Source organism: Natrarchaeobius oligotrophus, assembly GCF_003841465.1.
Taxonomy (GTDB): Archaea; Halobacteriota; Halobacteria; order Halobacteriales; family Natrialbaceae; genus Natrarchaeobius; species Natrarchaeobius oligotrophus.
In genome coordinates, this window is the sequence record NZ_REFZ01000006.1 from 219,852 (window position 1) to 236,849 (window position 16,998).

Below are 16,998 nucleotides of genomic sequence, written 5' to 3' on the forward strand. Positions count from 1 at the left end.
TTCGTGGGTTCGAAAGGCATATACGATCTCTATACATATGTAGACACATGAGCACAGACAGAAAGTCGATTCCGGTCTCGTTGCCCGAGGGCCTCGTCGACGAGCTCGACGAACTCGTCGAAGAGGGGAAGTTCGGATCACGGTCCGAGGCCCTCCGATACGGTGCCCGACTGGTCGCACGCGAGGCACAGCAGAAACGCATGCACGACCGAAGGGCTAACGCTGCCGAGCAGGACATCGAAGACCGGCTGGAGCGAAAGCGTGTACGTTGACACCGACGTCGTTCTCGCCGTTCTGAAGGCCGACGACTGGCTCAGTTCGGTCGTCGACCTCGAGACGATCGAGGAACCCAAGACCTCGGTTGCGACGTGTATCGAGGTCCAGTACGCGATGCAGGACGAATGGGACCGTGATCGACGGGCGAGAGTTCACGAACTGATCGCCGACGAGGGAGTTACGCTCGTCCCACTGCAACTGGAACACGTCGCCGCCGGTTCGACGTTGCAACTCTCCTACGACCGTTTGAATCTGTTCGATGCTGTCCACCTCGGCGTTGCAACGGTACTCGAAGAACCGATCGTCTCGACCGACACGCTGTATCCGACGATCGAAGAGATCGAACACGTCGATCCGCGCGATCTCGAGTAACGTCTCTCTCCGTACTAATCCGGCAGAAAGCGCAAACTCAACGAGGTGTCGCTTCTCGGCACCTCGTGTTCTCGTTATTGCACCGCGAAATATGGGACCGCCGAGAGTCGAACTCGGGTCCTACGGACCCCATCCGCAGAGGATACCACTACCCCACGGTCCCGCAACTGATCGAAGTAGCGTCTTCCGTTTAAGCGTGTCGTTTCGGGCCGCGACTCGAGGCGTCCGCCACCGTGATTGCGCTGAAACCGTAGTCGGGTCGGGATCAGACGAGCACGCGCTCGAGTTCGACGACGGTGCCCGAGTCGGCGTCTGGATCGCCGACGAGTCTGCCGAGACAGACCGCAGCACCGTTCGGGGTGAAACAGGCGAGGAGACCACCGTCGTCGACGTCATCGTCGATCTCGAGGAGGCCGGGTGCGTAGACCGGAGCGCCGTTCGCGACTTCGATGGCCGCGCTCTCTGCGATTACCGCCCGCGGGAGTTGCTCGAGGATTCGTTCGGCCGGATCGACGACGTCGAACAGCCGACCCGGATCGTCGTCCTCGAGCCAGAAGGCGAGCGCGTCGAGGAACTCGTACGGGGTGTGGAGGTCCGTGTCGTCGAACGGGGAGGTCTGAGTCCGGCGCAAGTGGCCCATGTGACCGCCGGTACCGAGGGCCAGTCCAACGTCGTGACAGAGCTTCCGGACGTAGGTGCCGCTCTCACAGCGGATTCGTAACAGGAGCCGCCGCGGTTCGCGTTCGAGTACCTCCAGACTGTGAATCGTTCGGACGCGGAGCCGGCGCGAGACGGCGCTCTTTCGGGGCGGTTTCTGGTAGATGGGTCCCTCGAACTCCTCGACGATCGCCTCGGCATCGGACGGAACCGGTGCGTGACACTCGAGGACGGCGACGTACTCCTTCGGTCCCTCGAGAAAGACCTGTGCGAGCCTGGTCGCGTCGCCGAGCATGATCGGCAGACAGCCGGTCACCTTCGGGTCGAGCGTGCCCGCGTGTGCGGCGTTGTCGATCGTCTCCTCGGCGGTGCTCTCCTCGAGCGTGTCGGCGACGGCGTCGCGAAGCCAGCCGCTGAGCTGGTGGGACGACGGGCCTGGCGGTTTGTCGAGGTTGACGACGCCGAACGAGAGGAGGTCGGCCGGCGATCGATTCTCGGGTGGACCGCGAAGCGTCATTCGAACTCGTAGTCGAGGGTGACGGGTGCCTTTCCCTCGTCGCCGTTCGGTTCGTACTCGTCGACCGCGGTTACCAGCATGTCCAGGACGGCGTCGGGATCCCAGCGTGCCGTATTGACCGAGAGATCGTAGATCGTCAGGTCCTGAATGTCGATCCCGTAGTACTCCTCGTACCGCTGGGCTTCGCTCGCCTCGCGCGCTTTGGTTTCTTCGGTCGCTCGCTCTGGGTCTTTGTCCTCGCGGTCGGCGATCCGTTGGCCTCGAACGTTGGCCGGCGCGTCGAGCCAGAAGCGAAAGTCCGCTTCGTCGCCAGCTAGCCAGCCGGCTAATCTCGACTCGAGCACGAGGTCGTCTTCCGTGCGAGCGATCTCGCGGAGTCGACGGTCGAGATCGCGATCGATCTGGTCGTTCTCCTCTGCGAGTTTGTTGAACTCGAGGGGCGTGTATCCGCGCTCGTCGGCCAGTTCGCGGAAGATGTCACCGCCGCTGACGTGCGAGAGGTCGAACGCCTCGGCCAACAACCCGGCGGTCGTGCTCTTTCCGCTTCCCGGCGGCCCGGAGACGGTGAGTAACATATTCAATCTGTGACGTGGCCGGTAAAATGGGTTTTGAATCGGCCGAGGGGAGTCAATCCGTCGATCGGTCGCGTCCCGGACGAAGCGAACCCGGGACGAGTAGGCAATGCGTACAGCGTCGTCCGATCACGTCGGCGTCATGTCGATGTTCAACGCCTTGCGCAGCAGTTGCGTAAAGCCCATCGAACAGAGGAAGTACCAGACGATCCAGGCCCACATCGGGCCGACAAGCCCCTCGTTTAACGAGACGTGCCCGACGATCGGCATCACCATCGTCATTTCGGTTTCGCTGATGTGACCGCCGAGGATCTTCCAGTACATCCACAGAAACAGCGGAATCGTAAACAGCATGATCCAGACCATCGGGCGGAACTGCTCTTTGAACATGCCGATGTTGTCCGCCATCGCCTCCATCTGCTCTTCGCGGACGCGCTCCATTTCGTTCTCGAGGCGTTCGATCTCGGCTTCGCTCGCGTCTCGCTCTTCGGCTTCTTTCTTGCGCTCGCGGACGTCCTTTTGTTTTTCCTGCATGGACTTCATCCGCTGTTGGTACTTCCCGATGATCTCGGGATTCATCAGGTTCGCCTGCAACAGCGTCGAGTACAGCCCGGTCAGCATCGCAACCGCGAGGATCACCGCGTAGAACGGCAGCGTCGCGTCGAGCGGATAGAGCACTAGATCGATCGCGCCGCCGACGGTTTCCCTGACGGACTCGAGCCAGTAGCCGATCATCAACAACACCGAGCCGACGGCCGCGAGCTTGTCCCACTGCGACCATTTCGATTCCTCGGCGTCGACGTCGACGTCGTCGGCGAGCGATCCGCCGTCGCCGTCGCCGTCGAGCGCCTCGTCGTAGGCTTCCCGATCGGCGATTTCGAATCCCTCGTCGCCGTCGACCAACACCCCTTTTTCGATCAACCGCCCCCACTGTCCGCTCGTCAGGTCGTCGTTTACGTCCTGCCACTGGACCTCGCCGCCGTTTTCGTCGGCGGTCTCGCGAATCGCCTCGAGGGCGTCGAACATCGAGGAATCCTCACGAACGAGGGACGTGATCTTCTCGGCTGTACGCGTCATCTGGTTGTGGTAGGGTCCGTTCGGTATACAAGTGTTTATCTTCGGCGGAACGCTCGCGACGTGCCGACGGCTGCTCGTCCGCGATGGTATACGATCCAAACGGGGCCTCCCGGAAGGCCACATCGGTGTCGGATACGGCTCTCACACCGGCTGTGATCGGTTCGACGCCGACGGTTTTCGTTTCGATCGTAGCGATCGATGTAACGGTGAGGAGAACATTTATTATCCCAAACTGATAACTGGTACAAAATAATGAGTTCGGGAGTTGATCGGCTTCGTCGGATCGGGGGCGAAGATCGGGGATTATCACCGCAGATTGGATTCGTTATTCTACTCGGGATGGTGTTCATCGGATCGATCCTCGTCATTACGCTCGGAATGGGACTGATCGACTCGCTCGAGTCCGAAAGCGAGTCGGAGATAACGTACGCCGCGATCGATTCGACCGAACACAGCCTGACGACCGCGGCGCTAGAGGGACAGATCCAGGGACTGAATCTCGATGACGCGACGTACCGGGACGACGGAACTGTACACCTCGCCTGGTACGACGCCTCCGATACCAACACGGTGTACGACGCGAACGTAACGATCGACCGACTGGGTGCACTCGAGTACGACCTCGACGATCGCACGGTCATCCAGCAGTCGGGAGCGCGCTGGGAGCGCCAGAACGGCGAGTACCGCACCGACCAAGGACCGAACATCCGGTACGACGGCGACTTCCTGCAGCTTCGGCTGTTGACGCTCGACGAGGACGACGCGAGAAGCGGTGATCCGGTCGCGAGACCGAACTACGACAGCGACCTTCCCGACCGAATCGAAGCGGCAAGAGCGGAGGCTGCGAACCGAGGATACAACGATCTCGCGTTCGTCGTCCAGAGCGAGTACCACGACGGCTGGGTCGATTATCTCGATTCGGAGTTGAGCGGCCACGAGAACATCACCGTCAACGCGAGCGAGTCGAATCCGGTGATCGGCGACGGAGGCCCCAACACCGTCGAGGTGGTCATGAAAAACGTCACCGACACCGACGCGCCGGACTTCTGGGTGAAAGAGGACCACGGTATCGTCACCGGCGAGCACGCAAGCGAGAACGTCTTCGTCTCGGATAGCCCGGATCCGCTCCGATTCCAGGCCACGATCGAAAACGTCGGCGACGAACGCCAGACCCAGGACGTCAACCTGACGATCCTCGACGAAGACGGAAACGAAGTCCTCGACGTCGGTAACGAAACCGAACTCGATGGCGGCGAGGAGACGATCGTCAACTTCACGATCGACGACCACGAGAGCGAACTCGAGTACGGCGTCTACGACTACGACGTCGAAACAGACAGCGACTCGCTCGACGACATCGGATCGTTCTACTACGCAAAACAGGAGGCGCCGTGGCTCGCCGTCACCAACCAGACGGTCGACGGCGTCGACGCGAGCGACGAAACCGATCCCGTCAACGCGAGCGAGGAACTCGTTACCCTCGAGGCGGACGTACAGAACGTCGGCCTCGATCCGATCGAGGACGAGTCGATCGAGTTCGTCCTCGAGTTCGACGACGAAGACTGGGAGTTCACCGATACGGCAACGGTCGAACGCGACCGCGGCGAGAAAGCGACGGTCAGCTGGGAACTCAATCGGAGCGAACTGTTCGAAGGGGATCACACGTTCACGGTTTCGACGGCTGACGACGACGCGGCGGGTCACTTTTACGTCTACGACGCCCGCGACGTCGGCTCGTCGGAGATCGTGCTGGGTCCCGATACGGGTGTGAACGTGACGATCGTCGGAAGCGAGATGTCGAACAGCGATCCACACGACTGTACCGACTGTGAAACGGCTCACGTCTCCGAGAAATCCGAGGGGTCGTTCGTCGAGGGAGACCGGGTCGGATACGAGTGGGAGACGCGAGAGGGCGAGTGGAACTACGACGCGACCGAACCGGAGTGGAACGATTCCGGCGGCTGGAACTCCGACGCCGACCCCGAGTGTATCGACGAAGCCTGGGACGGCTCGTGTGAGGAGTACGGATTCCCCGATTCGACGGAGTTCTGGTGGGACGACGACGGTGGGTGGGACATTCGATGGGAAAACCGACAGGACCACAACGCGAACCAGTGGGGCTGGGACGGTCCGATCGAGGCCGGCGAGGCCCCCGACGACGAGCCGGAGTTCCAGGTCGACGGCTACGAGATCAACTGGGTCGCCGCGAGCGCCGACCTCGTGACGCAACCGGTCGACGAAGACGGAACCGCGATCGGCGAGCCGACTCGCCTCGGCGACGTGCCGTGGCACGATACCAACCTGAACCGATTCGACGAACCGCGTCCGCTGTACGAGTACAGCTTCACGACAGAAGAGCGCGTGAGCTTCATGATCAGCGCGACGTCGTATAACCACGGCGGCTCCGACTTCTGCGGCAGCTACACCGACCGGACGTTTACCGATACGTACGACGGTGCCGTGTGGGATCACACGGAGTGTTCCGACGACGCCGTCCTCGCCGACGAAGACGACGAACTCGTCAGCCTCTCAGCAGATACGGAGACCGAAGAAACGAACGTGCGCGTGCTTGGCGAAGACGACGTCCAGCTGCCGGAACTCGATCCCGGCGTCGAACGGCAGATGAGCACCGACGAACTCCTCGAGCGGCCCGAAGTCGACGTTCCCGTTGACGAGGACGGCTACCTCGATCTCGGGGAACACGAGTACATCTTCGTGTTCGAGATTACGCATCACCCGATCCAGCACAACTCCAATCCGTCCGTAGACCGGAATATCTCGCCGGACGACTACTGGGACGAAGCCCACGAGACGAACGGCGACCCGAACTTCAACGACATGATCGCGCACGTCGAAATTTCGCCGAGCGGCGGCGGATTGCCCGACCTCGATCCGTCGTTCTCCGGAGCCGAAGGCGATGCAGCAAGCGGTGGCACCGGTGGCTCCGACGACCCGACCGAGTCGGGCAACTCGAGCGGGGATAACGTCGACGTCGGAACCGACGAAATCATCATCGGCTAACTCGATCGCGGGCGAACTCGAGCGATCGTCCGTTCGTCCGACTCTTTTGTTCGTAACGCGTTCGCGGGTCGTTCACCTCGCTGGCGACGGTTTGGCCGATCGCCCGAGGAAAACGAACTCGACCCGATGCGGATTGCCATCTCGATTTATCGGCCCAACCGCGACCCGTGCGGCGGTTGCGCCGAAAATGGCTCACAGTAAATCGTCTGAGCCGAGGAGCGCCGGCGTCCAGTCGATGGACGCTCAACGGAACTAGACCGCGTCTTCGATCGTCGCCTTCACGTCCGCCCACACCTCGTTCGGAGCCTGTTCTCCGTCGACGCGCTCGAGGACTCCCTCGTCGTCGTAGTGTTCGATGACGGGTTCGGTGTTCTCGCGGTAGACGCGCAGTCGTTCTCTGACGGTCTCTTCGGTGTCGTCGTCTCGCTGCTCGAGTCGCGCCTCGACCTCGGGGTCTTCGGGCGGGTTGTACTCGAGGTGGTAGATGTCGCCGGTCTCGGGGTCCATGCGCCGGCCGGTCAACCGGTGGACGAGTTCCTCCTCGCTCACGTCGAGCGAGAGCACGACGTCGAGGTCGGTCATGTCCTCGAGCTCTTCTGCCTGCTCGAGATTTCGCGGGTAGCCGTCGAGGACGAAGCCGTCTGCCTGGGTGAGCGCTTCGTCGACGATGGCGTTGACGACCTCGTCGGGGACGAGTTCGCCCTGATCCATGTACTCGCGCGGCGTGTCGTACTCCGTGTCCATCTCGGAGATGTCCATGTCCTTGTTCGCCCGGAGTGCGTCGCCGGTCGTGACGTGTTCGACGTCGAACGCTTCGGAAATCTTCGCGCTCTGGGTTCCCTTCCCCGCGCCGGGAGCGCCCAGAATCAGGATTCGTGGCTGCGCCATACCACCCAGTTCTGGGCCAGCGCATAAAGGCTTAAAGAAATGATCACAACTATCGACGTATGACCCGTTTCGACGCGGCCGAGCCGACGGAGCGACGAAAACTGTACGTCGACGCCATCACCGCCCATCGAACGCGCGGAAGCGGTTTTCTGACGCTCGAGGTCGACGAGAGAGAACTCGAGGCGACCGAGGACGCGCCACTCGAGGCGGATTCCGAGCGCGACGCAGAAACTCCGACAGGACCGGACCCAGAACTCGGGGTTCCCTGGATCCAGTTCGGCGACGGAACGGTCAACCTCGATTGCACGGACGACGAACTCGAGGAGCTGAAGTCGCTGTTGAACGAGTTTCCGGCGTTCAAAATCGACGAGTTGACCCGCCCCGAGGAAGCCGAGGGGGTCAACGTTCGCGTGAGCGCGAAAGCCGATCCGAACCGGATCGCCCAGTTTCTGGACGCGACGTTTCTCCGGGTGTACGGACTCGCCGAGGACGTTCGGGTGTGGGTGGTCGAACTGTGAGGGCTACTCGATGTTCAGATCGCCGCCCGTCCCCTCTTCGCCTTCGTCCCACTCGAGTTCGAACTCGATGCTGAGTTCGCCGGGACCGCCGCTGCTCGACGTTTCGCGTTCGGCTTTGATCTCGAACGTCGGCCTGGCTGGCGGCGTCATCGTGACGGATTCGTCGCCTGCCTCGAGGGAGAGCGATCCCCCGTCCTCGAGGTTGTCGGCGACGGTTCGTAGGTAGTCCGCGATTTCGGTTCGGTCCATCCGCTGTTCGAATTTGAACAGTACTTCTTCGGGCACGTGCGACCTTCGCGCCCAGTGATAGAGAACCTTTCGCCGCGCGCGGTGAATTTGCAGCTGCAGGACGGGTTTTCGCGTTCGAGAGTCACTTCTGTCGGACTCTCGCGTAGAAGTCGACGAACGCGCGGCGGATGATTTCGACGAGTATCCAGAGAACACAACGCCGTCCGCCGAGTGGGTTGCAGTTCGAACCGAATCTGTTCGGGAGTTGGTGCCGAGGGATCGATGCCGCTGCGTATTTTGCCGCAATTCGGAGGGTGCGAACGACAGAAAGAAGAGGGCACAAACCAACGGGCCGGTGACGAATCGGCGGTGGCGGTCGGGCTACGGCGGTGCGAACCGTGGGACTGCGGACGGTACTGACGGACGACCGTTTCCAAATAGATAAGTGCCCCCGGCAACCATCGTCCGACATATAAGCGGACTTCAATAGAGGTGAATACAATCTTCAGCGCACTCACGACCCCGATGCAAGTGCAGACGCGCGTCGACGTGTTCGAGAGTATCTTCCTCGTTTTCCTCGGACTCGGAACGCTCGTCGGCGTCGTCGTCGTCGCGTACACCTTGTACAACGCGTACAAGTATCGCGACAGCGGCGACACGAGCGACGACGAGGATCTGCCGACCCTCGGGGAACTACCGACCGGTGGAAAGGGCGGAAAGAAGCTGTTCGTCTCGTTCGGGCTGAGCGCGATCATCGTTATCTCGCTCGTCGTCTGGACGTACGGGATGTTGCTGTACGTCGAGGACGGCCCCGAAGATAACCCCGAAGACGCCATGGAGATCGACGTCGAGGCGTGGGCGTTCGACTGGGGGTTCACATACGAGAACGGCGTAGAGACGGACTCGTTCGGTGAGGGGATGGTCATTCCCGCGGACACGCCGATCTGGATCGAGGTGACGTCGACGGACGTCTGGCACACGTTCGGCATCTCCGATTTACGGGTGAAAGCCGACGCGATTCCGGGTGAAGTCGACGAAACCTGGTTCGTCGCCGAAGAGGAGGACGAGTACCTACTCGAGTGCTTCGAGCTTTGCGGACCCGGCCACTCGGGCATGACGTCCGACGTGATCGTCCTCGGAGAAGACGAGTTCGATCAGTGGATGGACGACCAGCTCACGCTGACGATCACGCTCGAAGACGAGGACGAGGAACCGGTCACCGACGGCTTCGAACTCACGATCGAACACCAGGAGAACGACGAGTTCGATCAGGATCTGTCGGCCGAACTCGGTCCCGAGGACTTCGAGGACGGGACGGTCGAACTCGGCGACTTCGAACAGGGCGGTCCGTACGACGTCGTGATCTCGCCGACCGACGACGAGTTCGAGGAGATCGAAGACACGATCGACTTCACCGGTCCGACCGACGAAACGTACACGCTCGAGGATCCGGATGCAGATGACGACAACGACAACGACGACGGAGGTGACGACGAATGAGTGACCTTCCCCCGATGACCTCGGTCAAGCGGTGGCTCGTTACGACGAACCACAAGGACGTCGGGATTCTCTATCTGGGGACGGCGCTGTTTTTCCTCCTGCTGGGAGGTGTCATGGCGCTCGCGTTCCGCGCCCAGATGTGGGTTCCGGGTGGTACCGGCCTGCTCGGGGCCAACGAGTTCAACCAGGCCGTCACGGCTCACGGGCTGTTGATGGTCTTCTGGTTCCTCTCGCCGTTTGCGGCCGGCTTCGCGAACTACCTCGTTCCGCTCCAGATCGGTGCGGACGACCTCGCGTTCCCGCGGATGAACGCGTTGAGTTACTGGTTCTACCTCTTTTCGGGAATCCTGATCGGAATCTCGTTCTTCCAGGGTGGGGCCTACGCCGGCGGCTGGACGATGTACGCACCGCTGAACGTCCCGACGTACACGCCCGCGATGGAGGCGACGACCGGCGGGAACTCGACGATCCTCGGTCTGATGCTGTTCGTGATTTCGATCACGATCGGGACGGTGAACTTCCTCGTCACGATTCACCGCTCGCGCGCGGAGGGGCTCGGCCTCTGGAACATGCCGATGTTCACCTGGTCGTGGCTGCTCACCGTCTGGATGATGCTGTTCGCGTTCGCCGCGTTGCTCGCTGCGCTGTTGTTGCTCGCGAGCGACCGGCTGTTTCTCACGCAGTACTTCGCGACCGAACAGGGATCGGGCCTACTGTGGGCGCACCTGTTCTGGTTCTTCGGTCACCCGGAGGTGTACATCGTCTTCTTCCCCGCGCTCGGGATCATGTTCGAGACGTTCCAGACCTTCTGTGGCCGTCGACTCGTCGGTCGCAAGTGGGTCATCATCGCGATGGTGCTCGTGGCCGTCCAGTCGTTCCTCGTCTGGATGCACCACATGTTCCTGACGACGATCAACCTCGAGATCAAGACCCTCATGATGGCGACGACGATCGGTATCTCGTTGCCGTTCGACCTGATGGTCTTCGCGCTGATCTACACGATGGTCAAGGGACGCGTCCGCTTTACGACGCCGTTCCTGTTTAGTCTCGGCGCGCTCGTGTTGTTCATCCTGGGCGGCATCACCGGGGTCTTCCTCGGTGCCGTCGTCCTCGATTACGAGTTCCGGGGCACGTACTGGGTCGTCGCTCACTTCCATTACGTGATGGTGTCGGGCGTCACCGCGTTGGTCGCCGGCCTCTACTACTGGTGGCCGAAGATCACCGGGAAGATGTACTCGGAGACGCTCGGAAAGCTCAACTTCGCCGTCTACTTCATCGGCTTCAACCTGCTGTACTTCCCGCAGTTCCTCGCCTGGGAGACGCCGCGGCGCGTCTTCCACTACGACGGGGGGGCCCAGTTCTACCACCAGCTCTCGACGGTGGGCGCGTTCGTCTTCGGTGCGTCGTTCATTATCATGTTCGCGACGTTCGTCTACAGCTTCCTCTACGGACCGAAAGCTCCCGACAACCCGTGGGAGTACTCGCGGACCGCGGAGTGGGCCGTTCCGTCGCCGCCGCCGCTCGAGAACTGGACCGGGCGGCCGAGCTACGCGAGCGGCAATCTCGAGTTCGTCGAGGACTCCAGAGCGGCCACCGACGGCGGCGTCGCCCACAGCGAGGGAACCGCCACCGAAGCGGTGGCGGATCACGACGAAGAGCACGCCGACCACGCGAGCATCTGGCCGCTGGGAATCGGTATCGGAACATTCGTGTTCTTCCTCGGGCTGACGGGAATCACGCCGTATCTCGTCCAGTTCGCGGAAGCGCGCGGACACTCCGTCATCGGAACGAGTGCCGAACCGAACGCTGCGTACCTCGGTCTGATCGCGGTCGGACTGGTCATACTCGCGTACACGCTGTTCAAGTTCGGCGTCGAACAGTTCAACGTCCCCGAGATGGCGATCGCCGAGCGGTGGCCGTTCGGCGGCGTCGACAACACCAAGATGGGCGTCTGGGTGTTCCTGGCGTCCGACGTCGTGGTGTTCGGTGCCGCGATCGGCGCGTTCGTCTTCCTGCGAATCCACATGGGCTGGGGTAACTGGGAGACGATTCCGTTCGCTTCCTGGCCCGGCCTGCTCAACACCTACGTCTTATTGACCTCGAGTTTCACGGTCATCATGGCGCTGGTCTTCGCCGAGCGCAAGAACAAGAAGGGACTTCTCGGTGCCATGGGGGCGACGCTCGCGCTCGCGCTCACCTTCATGGCCGTGAAGGCCTACGAGTACGGCTACAAGTTCTCGATCGGCGAGTACTGGTGGACCAGCCTCGAGCACTCGGTCTACTTCGTGACGACCGGGCTGCACGCGCTTCACGTCATCCTCGGCGTGCTCATCGCCATCTTCATGATCTACCGGATCGTGAGCGTCGACGCCTACCTCGAGGATCACCGGCCGGTCGAGTTTTTCGGACTCTACTGGCACTTCGTCGACATCGTCTGGGTCATCCTCTTCCCGCTGTTCTACCTGATGTAGCGGGAATCCCCCGCCGTTTTTTCCGTCGTCTCGACCGACACTCGACGACCGTCTCGGTACGGGACATCGAACGCACGGTCACGGAAACTCACACGTCCGCCACGATCCGGGAGTCGTAACTCGAGCAACCGACGACGGTGACGAGTCGAGCGGTGAGTGGTCGCGGCAACGGTCGCGAGTCGACGGAGTCTACTCGCGAGTGCGCCCGGCGAAAGCGAGTACGACGGCGACGATGGCGAGGAGGGCCAGTCCGGCTACAGCGAACGCAACGTCCGTCCTGGCCTCGTCCCGATCGGCCGACTCCCGAGGCTGCTCGAGCGAGTCGTCGTTCGCAGCGCCGTCCGTTCCGGATCCGGGATCGGTATCGATTTCGACGTCCGTCTCGCCCGCAGCGGCGGCGAGTTCGTCGGCAGCGGCGGCGGCGTCGACGATTCCGTATCCGTATCTCGTATCCACCTCCGTGGACGTTCCGTCCGGCTTCCAGGCCGTTTCGCGTAGCGTCGTCGAAATCGCTTCCGACGACGCGCCGGGATCGATCGATCGTAACAGCGCGACCGTTCCCGCGACGTGTGGCGTCGCCATCGACGTTCCGGGCATCGACTCGTAGCCGCCGGGAACTGAACTCTCGATCGCGACGCCGGGAGCGACGACGTCCGGGACGACGTACGTTTCGGGCCACTCCGCCGGCGGTTCTTCCCACTCGGCTCGATCGATGCGTTCGCCGCCGGAGAACTCGGGAACCGATCCGTCCTCGTCGACGGCCCCGACGGCGATCGATTCGTAGACGTTCCCGGGTGAGCCCGACGTCCCGTGTCCCTCGTTGCCGATCGACGAGACGACGACCGCGCCGCTGCGATCGACGGTTCGAACCGGCTCGATCAGCTGATGGTGGCGGTCCGTCGTTCCGAAACTGACGCTTACGACGTCGGCGTCCGCCTCGACCGCCCACTCCATGCCCGCGACGACCTGTGCGAACGTGCCGCCGGTCTCCTCGAGAACGAGCCCGTGCATGAGGTCGGCGTCCGGAGCGACCCCGATCGCCGTTCCGTTGCTCGCGCCGCCGGCGACGGTCCCGCTGACGTGGGTCCCGTGCGTCCCCGTATCGTGTGGGGTCGAGCCGACGACGCGCTCGCCCGTTTCGTCGAACTCCGCCCAGCCGCCGGGATACGTCGGATCCGACGGATCGTCGGTGTACAGCTCCAGGTCGGGGTGGTCGACGTCGATTCCGGTGTCGAGGACCGCTACCCGGACGCCCTCGCCGCGGGTTTCGTGCGTCCGCCAGACTGTCGGCACGTTCGTCGCCTCGAGCCCCCACGTCGTCCGTTCGTCGGCGGTCTCGTTCGACTCGTCGATCTCCGGCGGCTCCTCCGGAACGGCGAGTTCGAAGTTTTCGTGGATCTCCTCGACGTCGTCGAACTGCTCGAACGCCGCGAGATCCACGCGATCCGGATCGACCGTGAGCACGACCGCGTTCGCGACCCAGAACGTCTCTTCGACGTCGACTCCGGGCGTCGATTCGGCATACTCGAGAAGCGGCTGCTGGGTGTCGTCCGCGTGCGTTTCGAGACGCTCCTCGACGACGTCGGGATCGTTCGGGAGGTCCGGTTCCTTGAATCGAACGACGAGTTCGATCGGCTCGTCGCCGTCGACGAGCGCCTCCTCGAGGTCGTCGCTCCCCGTCGCGAGATCGCCGCCGGCGTCGCCGGCGCTCGAAGCGACCACGGCCGGTACCAACGACGTGGCGATCAGCAGGCAAACGGCGATCACGAGCAGTCGGTCGACGACGCGTGCTGTTCGACGGCGAACCGGCGAGTCGAAGCGGATACTGCGGTTCGATTCGACCGTGCAGTCCACGAGCGAGAGCGTCGTCCGTATCAAGATAGCCCTACTGCGCAGTCGATGAATAAAGACGTTCTGGAGAACGGACCGGTCACTGCGAGCGACGCTCTTTCGTTCACACTCGTTCTTTCCGGATCGACGGCCCAGGCGGTCACGAATCACCGTCAGCGTCGCGGACTGGGCGGACGCGAGCGGATATCGCGACGGCGTTGAGGAAGGTATAAGTGGTCGTCGCCCAGAATGGAGACCAATGGCTGACGTTCGAACGTACGCGCTGATTTACGTCGTACTGCTAGTACTGGGTACGGGTAAGTTCGCGTTCTTCGAGTTCTTCACGTACCAGATCGCGCTGGCGGCGACGATCGCACTCGCGGTCGCGAAGATCCTCCTGATCGCCGGCTACTACCAGCACCTGCTCGAAGAACCGCGATCCATCACGTACATGATGGGGATGGCCGTCTTCATGGTGTTCCTGCTGGCGGTCGCGGCGGGCTACTCGATCCAGTAACGCTTCGATCTTCCCGTTCGGCTCTCGCTTTTCGTTTCGGACCGTTTTCGAACGTGTTCCGCGGGTACATCGTGTGGCAAACGCTGAACCGGTACCACACGTTGAATCGGTACGCGAGACAGCCTGGGGCGGATCGACTCTCGGTCCCGAGCGCTGACGCAGTTGCACCGATAACCCGTGCAACCCTGACCGTTCGTGATCGTAGCTGACGGACAGCAATCCCTCTGAATCGTCGTCTCGGAACTCGACCTCGCCGTTTTTCCGTCGTGTGGAAACCTGTGTCGCCGTGACACTCGACGCAGCCACCAGCGCTCGCTCTCGAGTGACGAACCGTCGTCGGTCGACCGAGCCCGTCTGCGTGGCGACCACGGCGATGGCGACGAATTATTCTCGTCGGCGCGTGACGGAGTTCGGATCTCGGTCCGTAGCCGTAGCACCGCTCGAGTCGTTGCGGCCGCTCGGACTCGGTGTCTCCGACGACTATTCTCGAGGCGACCGCTCGGCGTCCGGGGTGAAAAAGACGGAAAGCAAGTGAAGCGAATCGAGATCGCGATGCGATCGAGACGGCGGACGTTGTGTCCGCGCGTTTCGGCTACTCCTTGCCGAACATCTGGCGCATCATCGGATGCATCTCCATCATCTGCTCTTCTGCGATCTCCTCGTAGAGTTTGTACGTGATGGAGACGGCCAGCAGCAGACCGGTTCCGGTGACGGCACCGATCGTGCCGAGCATGTTCGCCCAGACGGCGAGCAGGCCGACGAGCGCGCCGCCGATGACGGTCACCTGCGGGATGTAGCGCTCCATGACCTTCTCGATGACGCCGGTGTTCTGGCGGAAGCCGGGAATCTGCATCCCGGAGTTCTGGATCTGCTGGGCGGTCGCCTCGGGGCCCATGTTCGTCGTCTCGACCCAGAAGATGGCGAAGATCGCACCGCCGATGACCATGAACGTCAGGTCGACGGAGATGCGGATCATCACCATCCAGGCGTCCTGGGCGACTTCACCCGTCCACCACATCCAGTCTTCCGGCGAGTAGATCGGCGCGGTGTAGTAGAAGAATCCGCTCACCGGCTGGCCCTGCGGGCCGTACTCGCCGAGCCACTGGGGCATGCCCGCCCACTGGCTGTGCATGATCTGTCCGATGAACTGGATGTTCGCCTGCAGCGCGCGAACGAGGATCATCGGCAGGACGCTGGCGTAGATGAGCTTCACGGGGAAGCGACCGCGAGCGCCTTTGACGCGCGAGTGACTCAGCGGAATCTCCACGCGGACCGACTCCGCGTAGACGACGATCCCGAAGATCAACAGCGTCGTGAACAGGGCGATGATATGCCCCTCCTGAAGCAACAGCGTGTACAGGCCGTCGCCGGCGACGATCGAGCCGATCTCGACCTGTCCGGTGAGAATCCGGTACCAGTCGTAAAAGAACCCGCCCGACGCGGGCTGGATGAACCCGGTGACGAGGCGCTGGCTCACGCCGGCGATGATGAACAGCCCGATCCCGCTGCCGATCCCCCACTTGCTGACGACCTCGTCCATGTAGAGGATGAGGACGCCGCCGATGAAGATCTGGAGGAACATCAGCGCCTGGATCTGGGTCTGATCGAAGGTGAATCCTCCGAGCGTCAGCGACTGCTGGACTGGCAGGAAACCGCCGGCGAACACCATCGGGAGCGCAGTCAACGCCGTCATGACGATGACGAGCAGCTTCTGCAGGCCCTGGTAGAGCACCTGATCTCGCGGATCGTTGGTGTCGAGCCCGAGCAGGTTCGCTCCGCCGAGCAACTGCATGACGATGCTGGCCGTGACGATCGGACCGATACCGACCTGCATCAGCGAGCCGTGCTCACCCGCGAGGACGGCGCGGAACTCGCCGAAGAGGTCGGTTCCCTGTCCGGACTGCATTCCGAGCAGCGCGATGTTCGTCAGGAAGAAGTACAACACGAGGATGCCTGCGGTCCACGCCAGCTTCCGCTTGAACGGAACGTGCTTCTGTGGACGCTGGACTGCGGGCATCCGCGTCAGGACTGGTTCGGCGGCTTCCTTCCATCCCATGTGTTAGTCCTCGTTCTGTTCCGGTTCGTCGTCGGTTTCGGCGTCGTCGTCCGCCTGCGCTCGCTCGGAGATGACGGCCGCTCCGCCGGCCTCCTCGAGTTTCTCTCGAGCGGTCTCGGAGAAGGCGTCGGCCGTCACCGTCAGCTGGTTGCGGACCTGGCCGGAGCCGAGGACCTTGACGACGTCGACTTCGTGTCCGTCCTCGACGACGTCGCGTGCGTCGAGTTCGTAGCCGCCGTCGGTCTCTTCGGCGAGACCGTCCGCGGCGTAGAGGATCGCGTCCTCGTCGAGCTTCTGGACGTCGATCTCGGCGACGTCCTCGCGAATGTCGTGTGGACGTTTGAAGCCGTGCTTGCCTTTCGGTTCGTAGTTGTGGAACTCGTGTTTGCTGCGCCCGGCACGGCCACGACCACCGCGATGGCCCGCACCGCGTCGGTTCTTGTGGGTGCCACCGCCGTGGGTCCGCGATCCGCGCTGGCGTCGTTTTTTGCTCGTCAT

Annotated in this window: 15 protein-coding genes and 1 tRNA gene; 7 read left to right on the plus strand and 9 right to left on the minus strand. The window is 62.5% G+C overall.

What is annotated here, in order from left to right; all coding sequences use genetic code 11:
• The first annotated feature begins 47 nt into the window (after positions 1–47).
• The gene (locus tag EA472_RS11000) at positions 48–272 is read left to right on the plus strand and encodes a ribbon-helix-helix domain-containing protein (RefSeq protein ID WP_124191561.1); all 225 of its coding nucleotides are present in this window, start codon (positions 48–50) and stop codon (positions 270–272) included.
• Positions 262–648, plus strand: coding sequence for a PIN domain-containing protein (locus tag EA472_RS11005; RefSeq protein WP_124191562.1), 387 nt, complete (start codon positions 262–264; stop codon positions 646–648). The genes EA472_RS11000 and EA472_RS11005 overlap by 11 nt, the downstream gene beginning before the upstream one ends.
• 92 nt (positions 649–740) lie before the next feature.
• Here EA472_RS11005 and EA472_RS11010 read toward each other — a convergent pair.
• The 4 genes from EA472_RS11010 to EA472_RS11025 form a co-directional block, all read right to left on the minus strand.
• Positions 741–811, minus strand: a tRNA-Pro gene (locus EA472_RS11010).
• A 102-nt stretch (positions 812–913) separates the two neighbouring features.
• Entirely contained in the window at positions 914–1,822 is a 909-nt protein-coding gene (locus EA472_RS11015) for an RNA-guided pseudouridylation complex pseudouridine synthase subunit Cbf5 (protein WP_124191563.1), read from the minus strand.
• Positions 1,819–2,397: a (d)CMP kinase gene (gene cmk, locus EA472_RS11020; RefSeq protein ID WP_124191564.1), complete on the minus strand. Its 579-nt coding sequence runs from the start codon at positions 2,395–2,397 to the stop codon at positions 1,819–1,821. Before cmk ends, EA472_RS11015 begins: the two co-directional genes overlap by 4 nt.
• 126 nt (positions 2,398–2,523) lie before the next feature.
• Complete coding sequence (locus EA472_RS11025; RefSeq protein WP_124191565.1) at positions 2,524–3,471, minus strand: DUF106 domain-containing protein; 948 nt, start codon at positions 3,469–3,471, stop codon at positions 2,524–2,526.
• 252 nt (positions 3,472–3,723) lie between these two features.
• Between EA472_RS11025 and EA472_RS11030 the strand changes: the two genes are divergently transcribed.
• The gene (locus EA472_RS11030) at positions 3,724–6,492 is read left to right on the plus strand and encodes a DUF7289 family protein (RefSeq protein WP_124191566.1); all 2,769 of its coding nucleotides are present in this window, start codon (positions 3,724–3,726) and stop codon (positions 6,490–6,492) included.
• Between the two features lie 252 nt (positions 6,493–6,744).
• Here EA472_RS11030 and EA472_RS11035 read toward each other — a convergent pair whose 3' ends face one another.
• Entirely contained in the window at positions 6,745–7,380 is a 636-nt protein-coding gene (locus EA472_RS11035) for an adenylate kinase (RefSeq protein WP_124191567.1), read from the minus strand.
• Positions 7,381–7,439: 59 nt separating this feature from the next.
• On the opposite strand from EA472_RS11035, the gene EA472_RS11040 reads away from it, so the two are divergent.
• Positions 7,440–7,898 (plus strand): hypothetical protein, encoded by a 459-nt coding sequence (locus tag EA472_RS11040; RefSeq protein WP_124191568.1) that lies wholly within the window; start codon positions 7,440–7,442, stop codon positions 7,896–7,898.
• A 3-nt stretch (positions 7,899–7,901) separates the two neighbouring features.
• Here the strand turns inward: EA472_RS11040 and EA472_RS11045 are convergent, their stop codons facing one another.
• A complete protein-coding gene (locus EA472_RS11045) occupies positions 7,902–8,183 on the minus strand; it encodes an amphi-Trp domain-containing protein (protein WP_124191569.1) in 282 nt (93 codons plus the stop codon).
• Positions 8,184–8,651: 468 nt separating this feature from the next.
• Here EA472_RS11045 and coxB point away from each other — a divergent pair, with 468 nt between their 5' ends.
• Positions 8,652–9,626 carry a cytochrome c oxidase subunit II gene (gene coxB / locus EA472_RS11050; RefSeq protein WP_124191570.1) on the plus strand — a complete coding sequence of 325 codons (975 nt, stop codon included), beginning with the start codon at positions 8,652–8,654 and terminating at the stop codon, positions 9,624–9,626.
• Complete coding sequence (locus EA472_RS11055; protein ID WP_124191571.1) at positions 9,623–12,097, plus strand: cbb3-type cytochrome c oxidase subunit I; 2,475 nt, start codon at positions 9,623–9,625, stop codon at positions 12,095–12,097. Before coxB ends, EA472_RS11055 begins: the two co-directional genes overlap by 4 nt.
• 189 nt (positions 12,098–12,286) lie before the next feature.
• On the opposite strand, the gene EA472_RS11060 is transcribed toward EA472_RS11055, so the two are convergent.
• Positions 12,287–13,975, minus strand: a complete 1,689-nt coding sequence (locus EA472_RS11060) for a S8 family serine peptidase (RefSeq protein ID WP_243637829.1) — start codon at positions 13,973–13,975, stop codon at positions 12,287–12,289.
• Positions 13,976–14,186: 211 nt separating this feature from the next.
• Here EA472_RS11060 and EA472_RS11065 point away from each other — a divergent pair, with 211 nt between their 5' ends.
• Complete coding sequence (locus tag EA472_RS11065) at positions 14,187–14,444, plus strand: cytochrome C oxidase subunit IV family protein (protein ID WP_124191572.1); 258 nt, start codon at positions 14,187–14,189, stop codon at positions 14,442–14,444.
• A 592-nt stretch (positions 14,445–15,036) separates the two neighbouring features.
• On the opposite strand, the gene secY is transcribed toward EA472_RS11065, so the two are convergent.
• Both secY and EA472_RS11075 read right to left on the minus strand, forming a co-directional pair.
• Positions 15,037–16,500 (minus strand): preprotein translocase subunit SecY, encoded by a 1,464-nt coding sequence (secY, locus tag EA472_RS11070; protein ID WP_124191573.1) that lies wholly within the window; start codon positions 16,498–16,500, stop codon positions 15,037–15,039.
• A gap of 3 nt (positions 16,501–16,503) precedes the next feature.
• Positions 16,504–16,998, minus strand: a complete 495-nt coding sequence (locus tag EA472_RS11075) for an uL15m family ribosomal protein (protein ID WP_124191574.1) — start codon at positions 16,996–16,998, stop codon at positions 16,504–16,506.

Bases quoted from the DNA above. Each gene is read 5' to 3' on its own strand.
- EA472_RS11000 (WP_124191561.1), top strand. From the start codon at position 48: ATGAGCACAGACAGAAAGTCGATTCCGGTCTCGTTGCCCGAGGGCCTC.
- EA472_RS11015 (WP_124191563.1), bottom strand. From the start codon at position 1,822: ATGACGCTTCGCGGTCCACCCGAGAATCGATCGCCGGCCGACCTCCTC.
- cmk (WP_124191564.1), bottom strand. From the start codon at position 2,397: ATGTTACTCACCGTCTCCGGGCCGCCGGGAAGCGGAAAGAGCACGACC.
- EA472_RS11025 (WP_124191565.1), bottom strand. From the start codon at position 3,471: ATGACGCGTACAGCCGAGAAGATCACGTCCCTCGTTCGTGAGGATTCC.
- EA472_RS11030 (WP_124191566.1), top strand. From the start codon at position 3,724: ATGAGTTCGGGAGTTGATCGGCTTCGTCGGATCGGGGGCGAAGATCGG.
- EA472_RS11035 (WP_124191567.1), bottom strand. From the start codon at position 7,380: ATGGCGCAGCCACGAATCCTGATTCTGGGCGCTCCCGGCGCGGGGAAG.
- EA472_RS11040 (WP_124191568.1), top strand. From the start codon at position 7,440: ATGACCCGTTTCGACGCGGCCGAGCCGACGGAGCGACGAAAACTGTAC.
- coxB (WP_124191570.1), top strand. From the start codon at position 8,652: ATGCAAGTGCAGACGCGCGTCGACGTGTTCGAGAGTATCTTCCTCGTT.
- EA472_RS11055 (WP_124191571.1), top strand. From the start codon at position 9,623: ATGAGTGACCTTCCCCCGATGACCTCGGTCAAGCGGTGGCTCGTTACG.
- EA472_RS11065 (WP_124191572.1), top strand. From the start codon at position 14,187: ATGGCTGACGTTCGAACGTACGCGCTGATTTACGTCGTACTGCTAGTA.
- secY (WP_124191573.1), bottom strand. From the start codon at position 16,500: ATGGGATGGAAGGAAGCCGCCGAACCAGTCCTGACGCGGATGCCCGCA.
- EA472_RS11075 (WP_124191574.1), bottom strand. From the start codon at position 16,998: ATGACGAGCAAAAAACGACGCCAGCGCGGATCGCGGACCCACGGCGGT.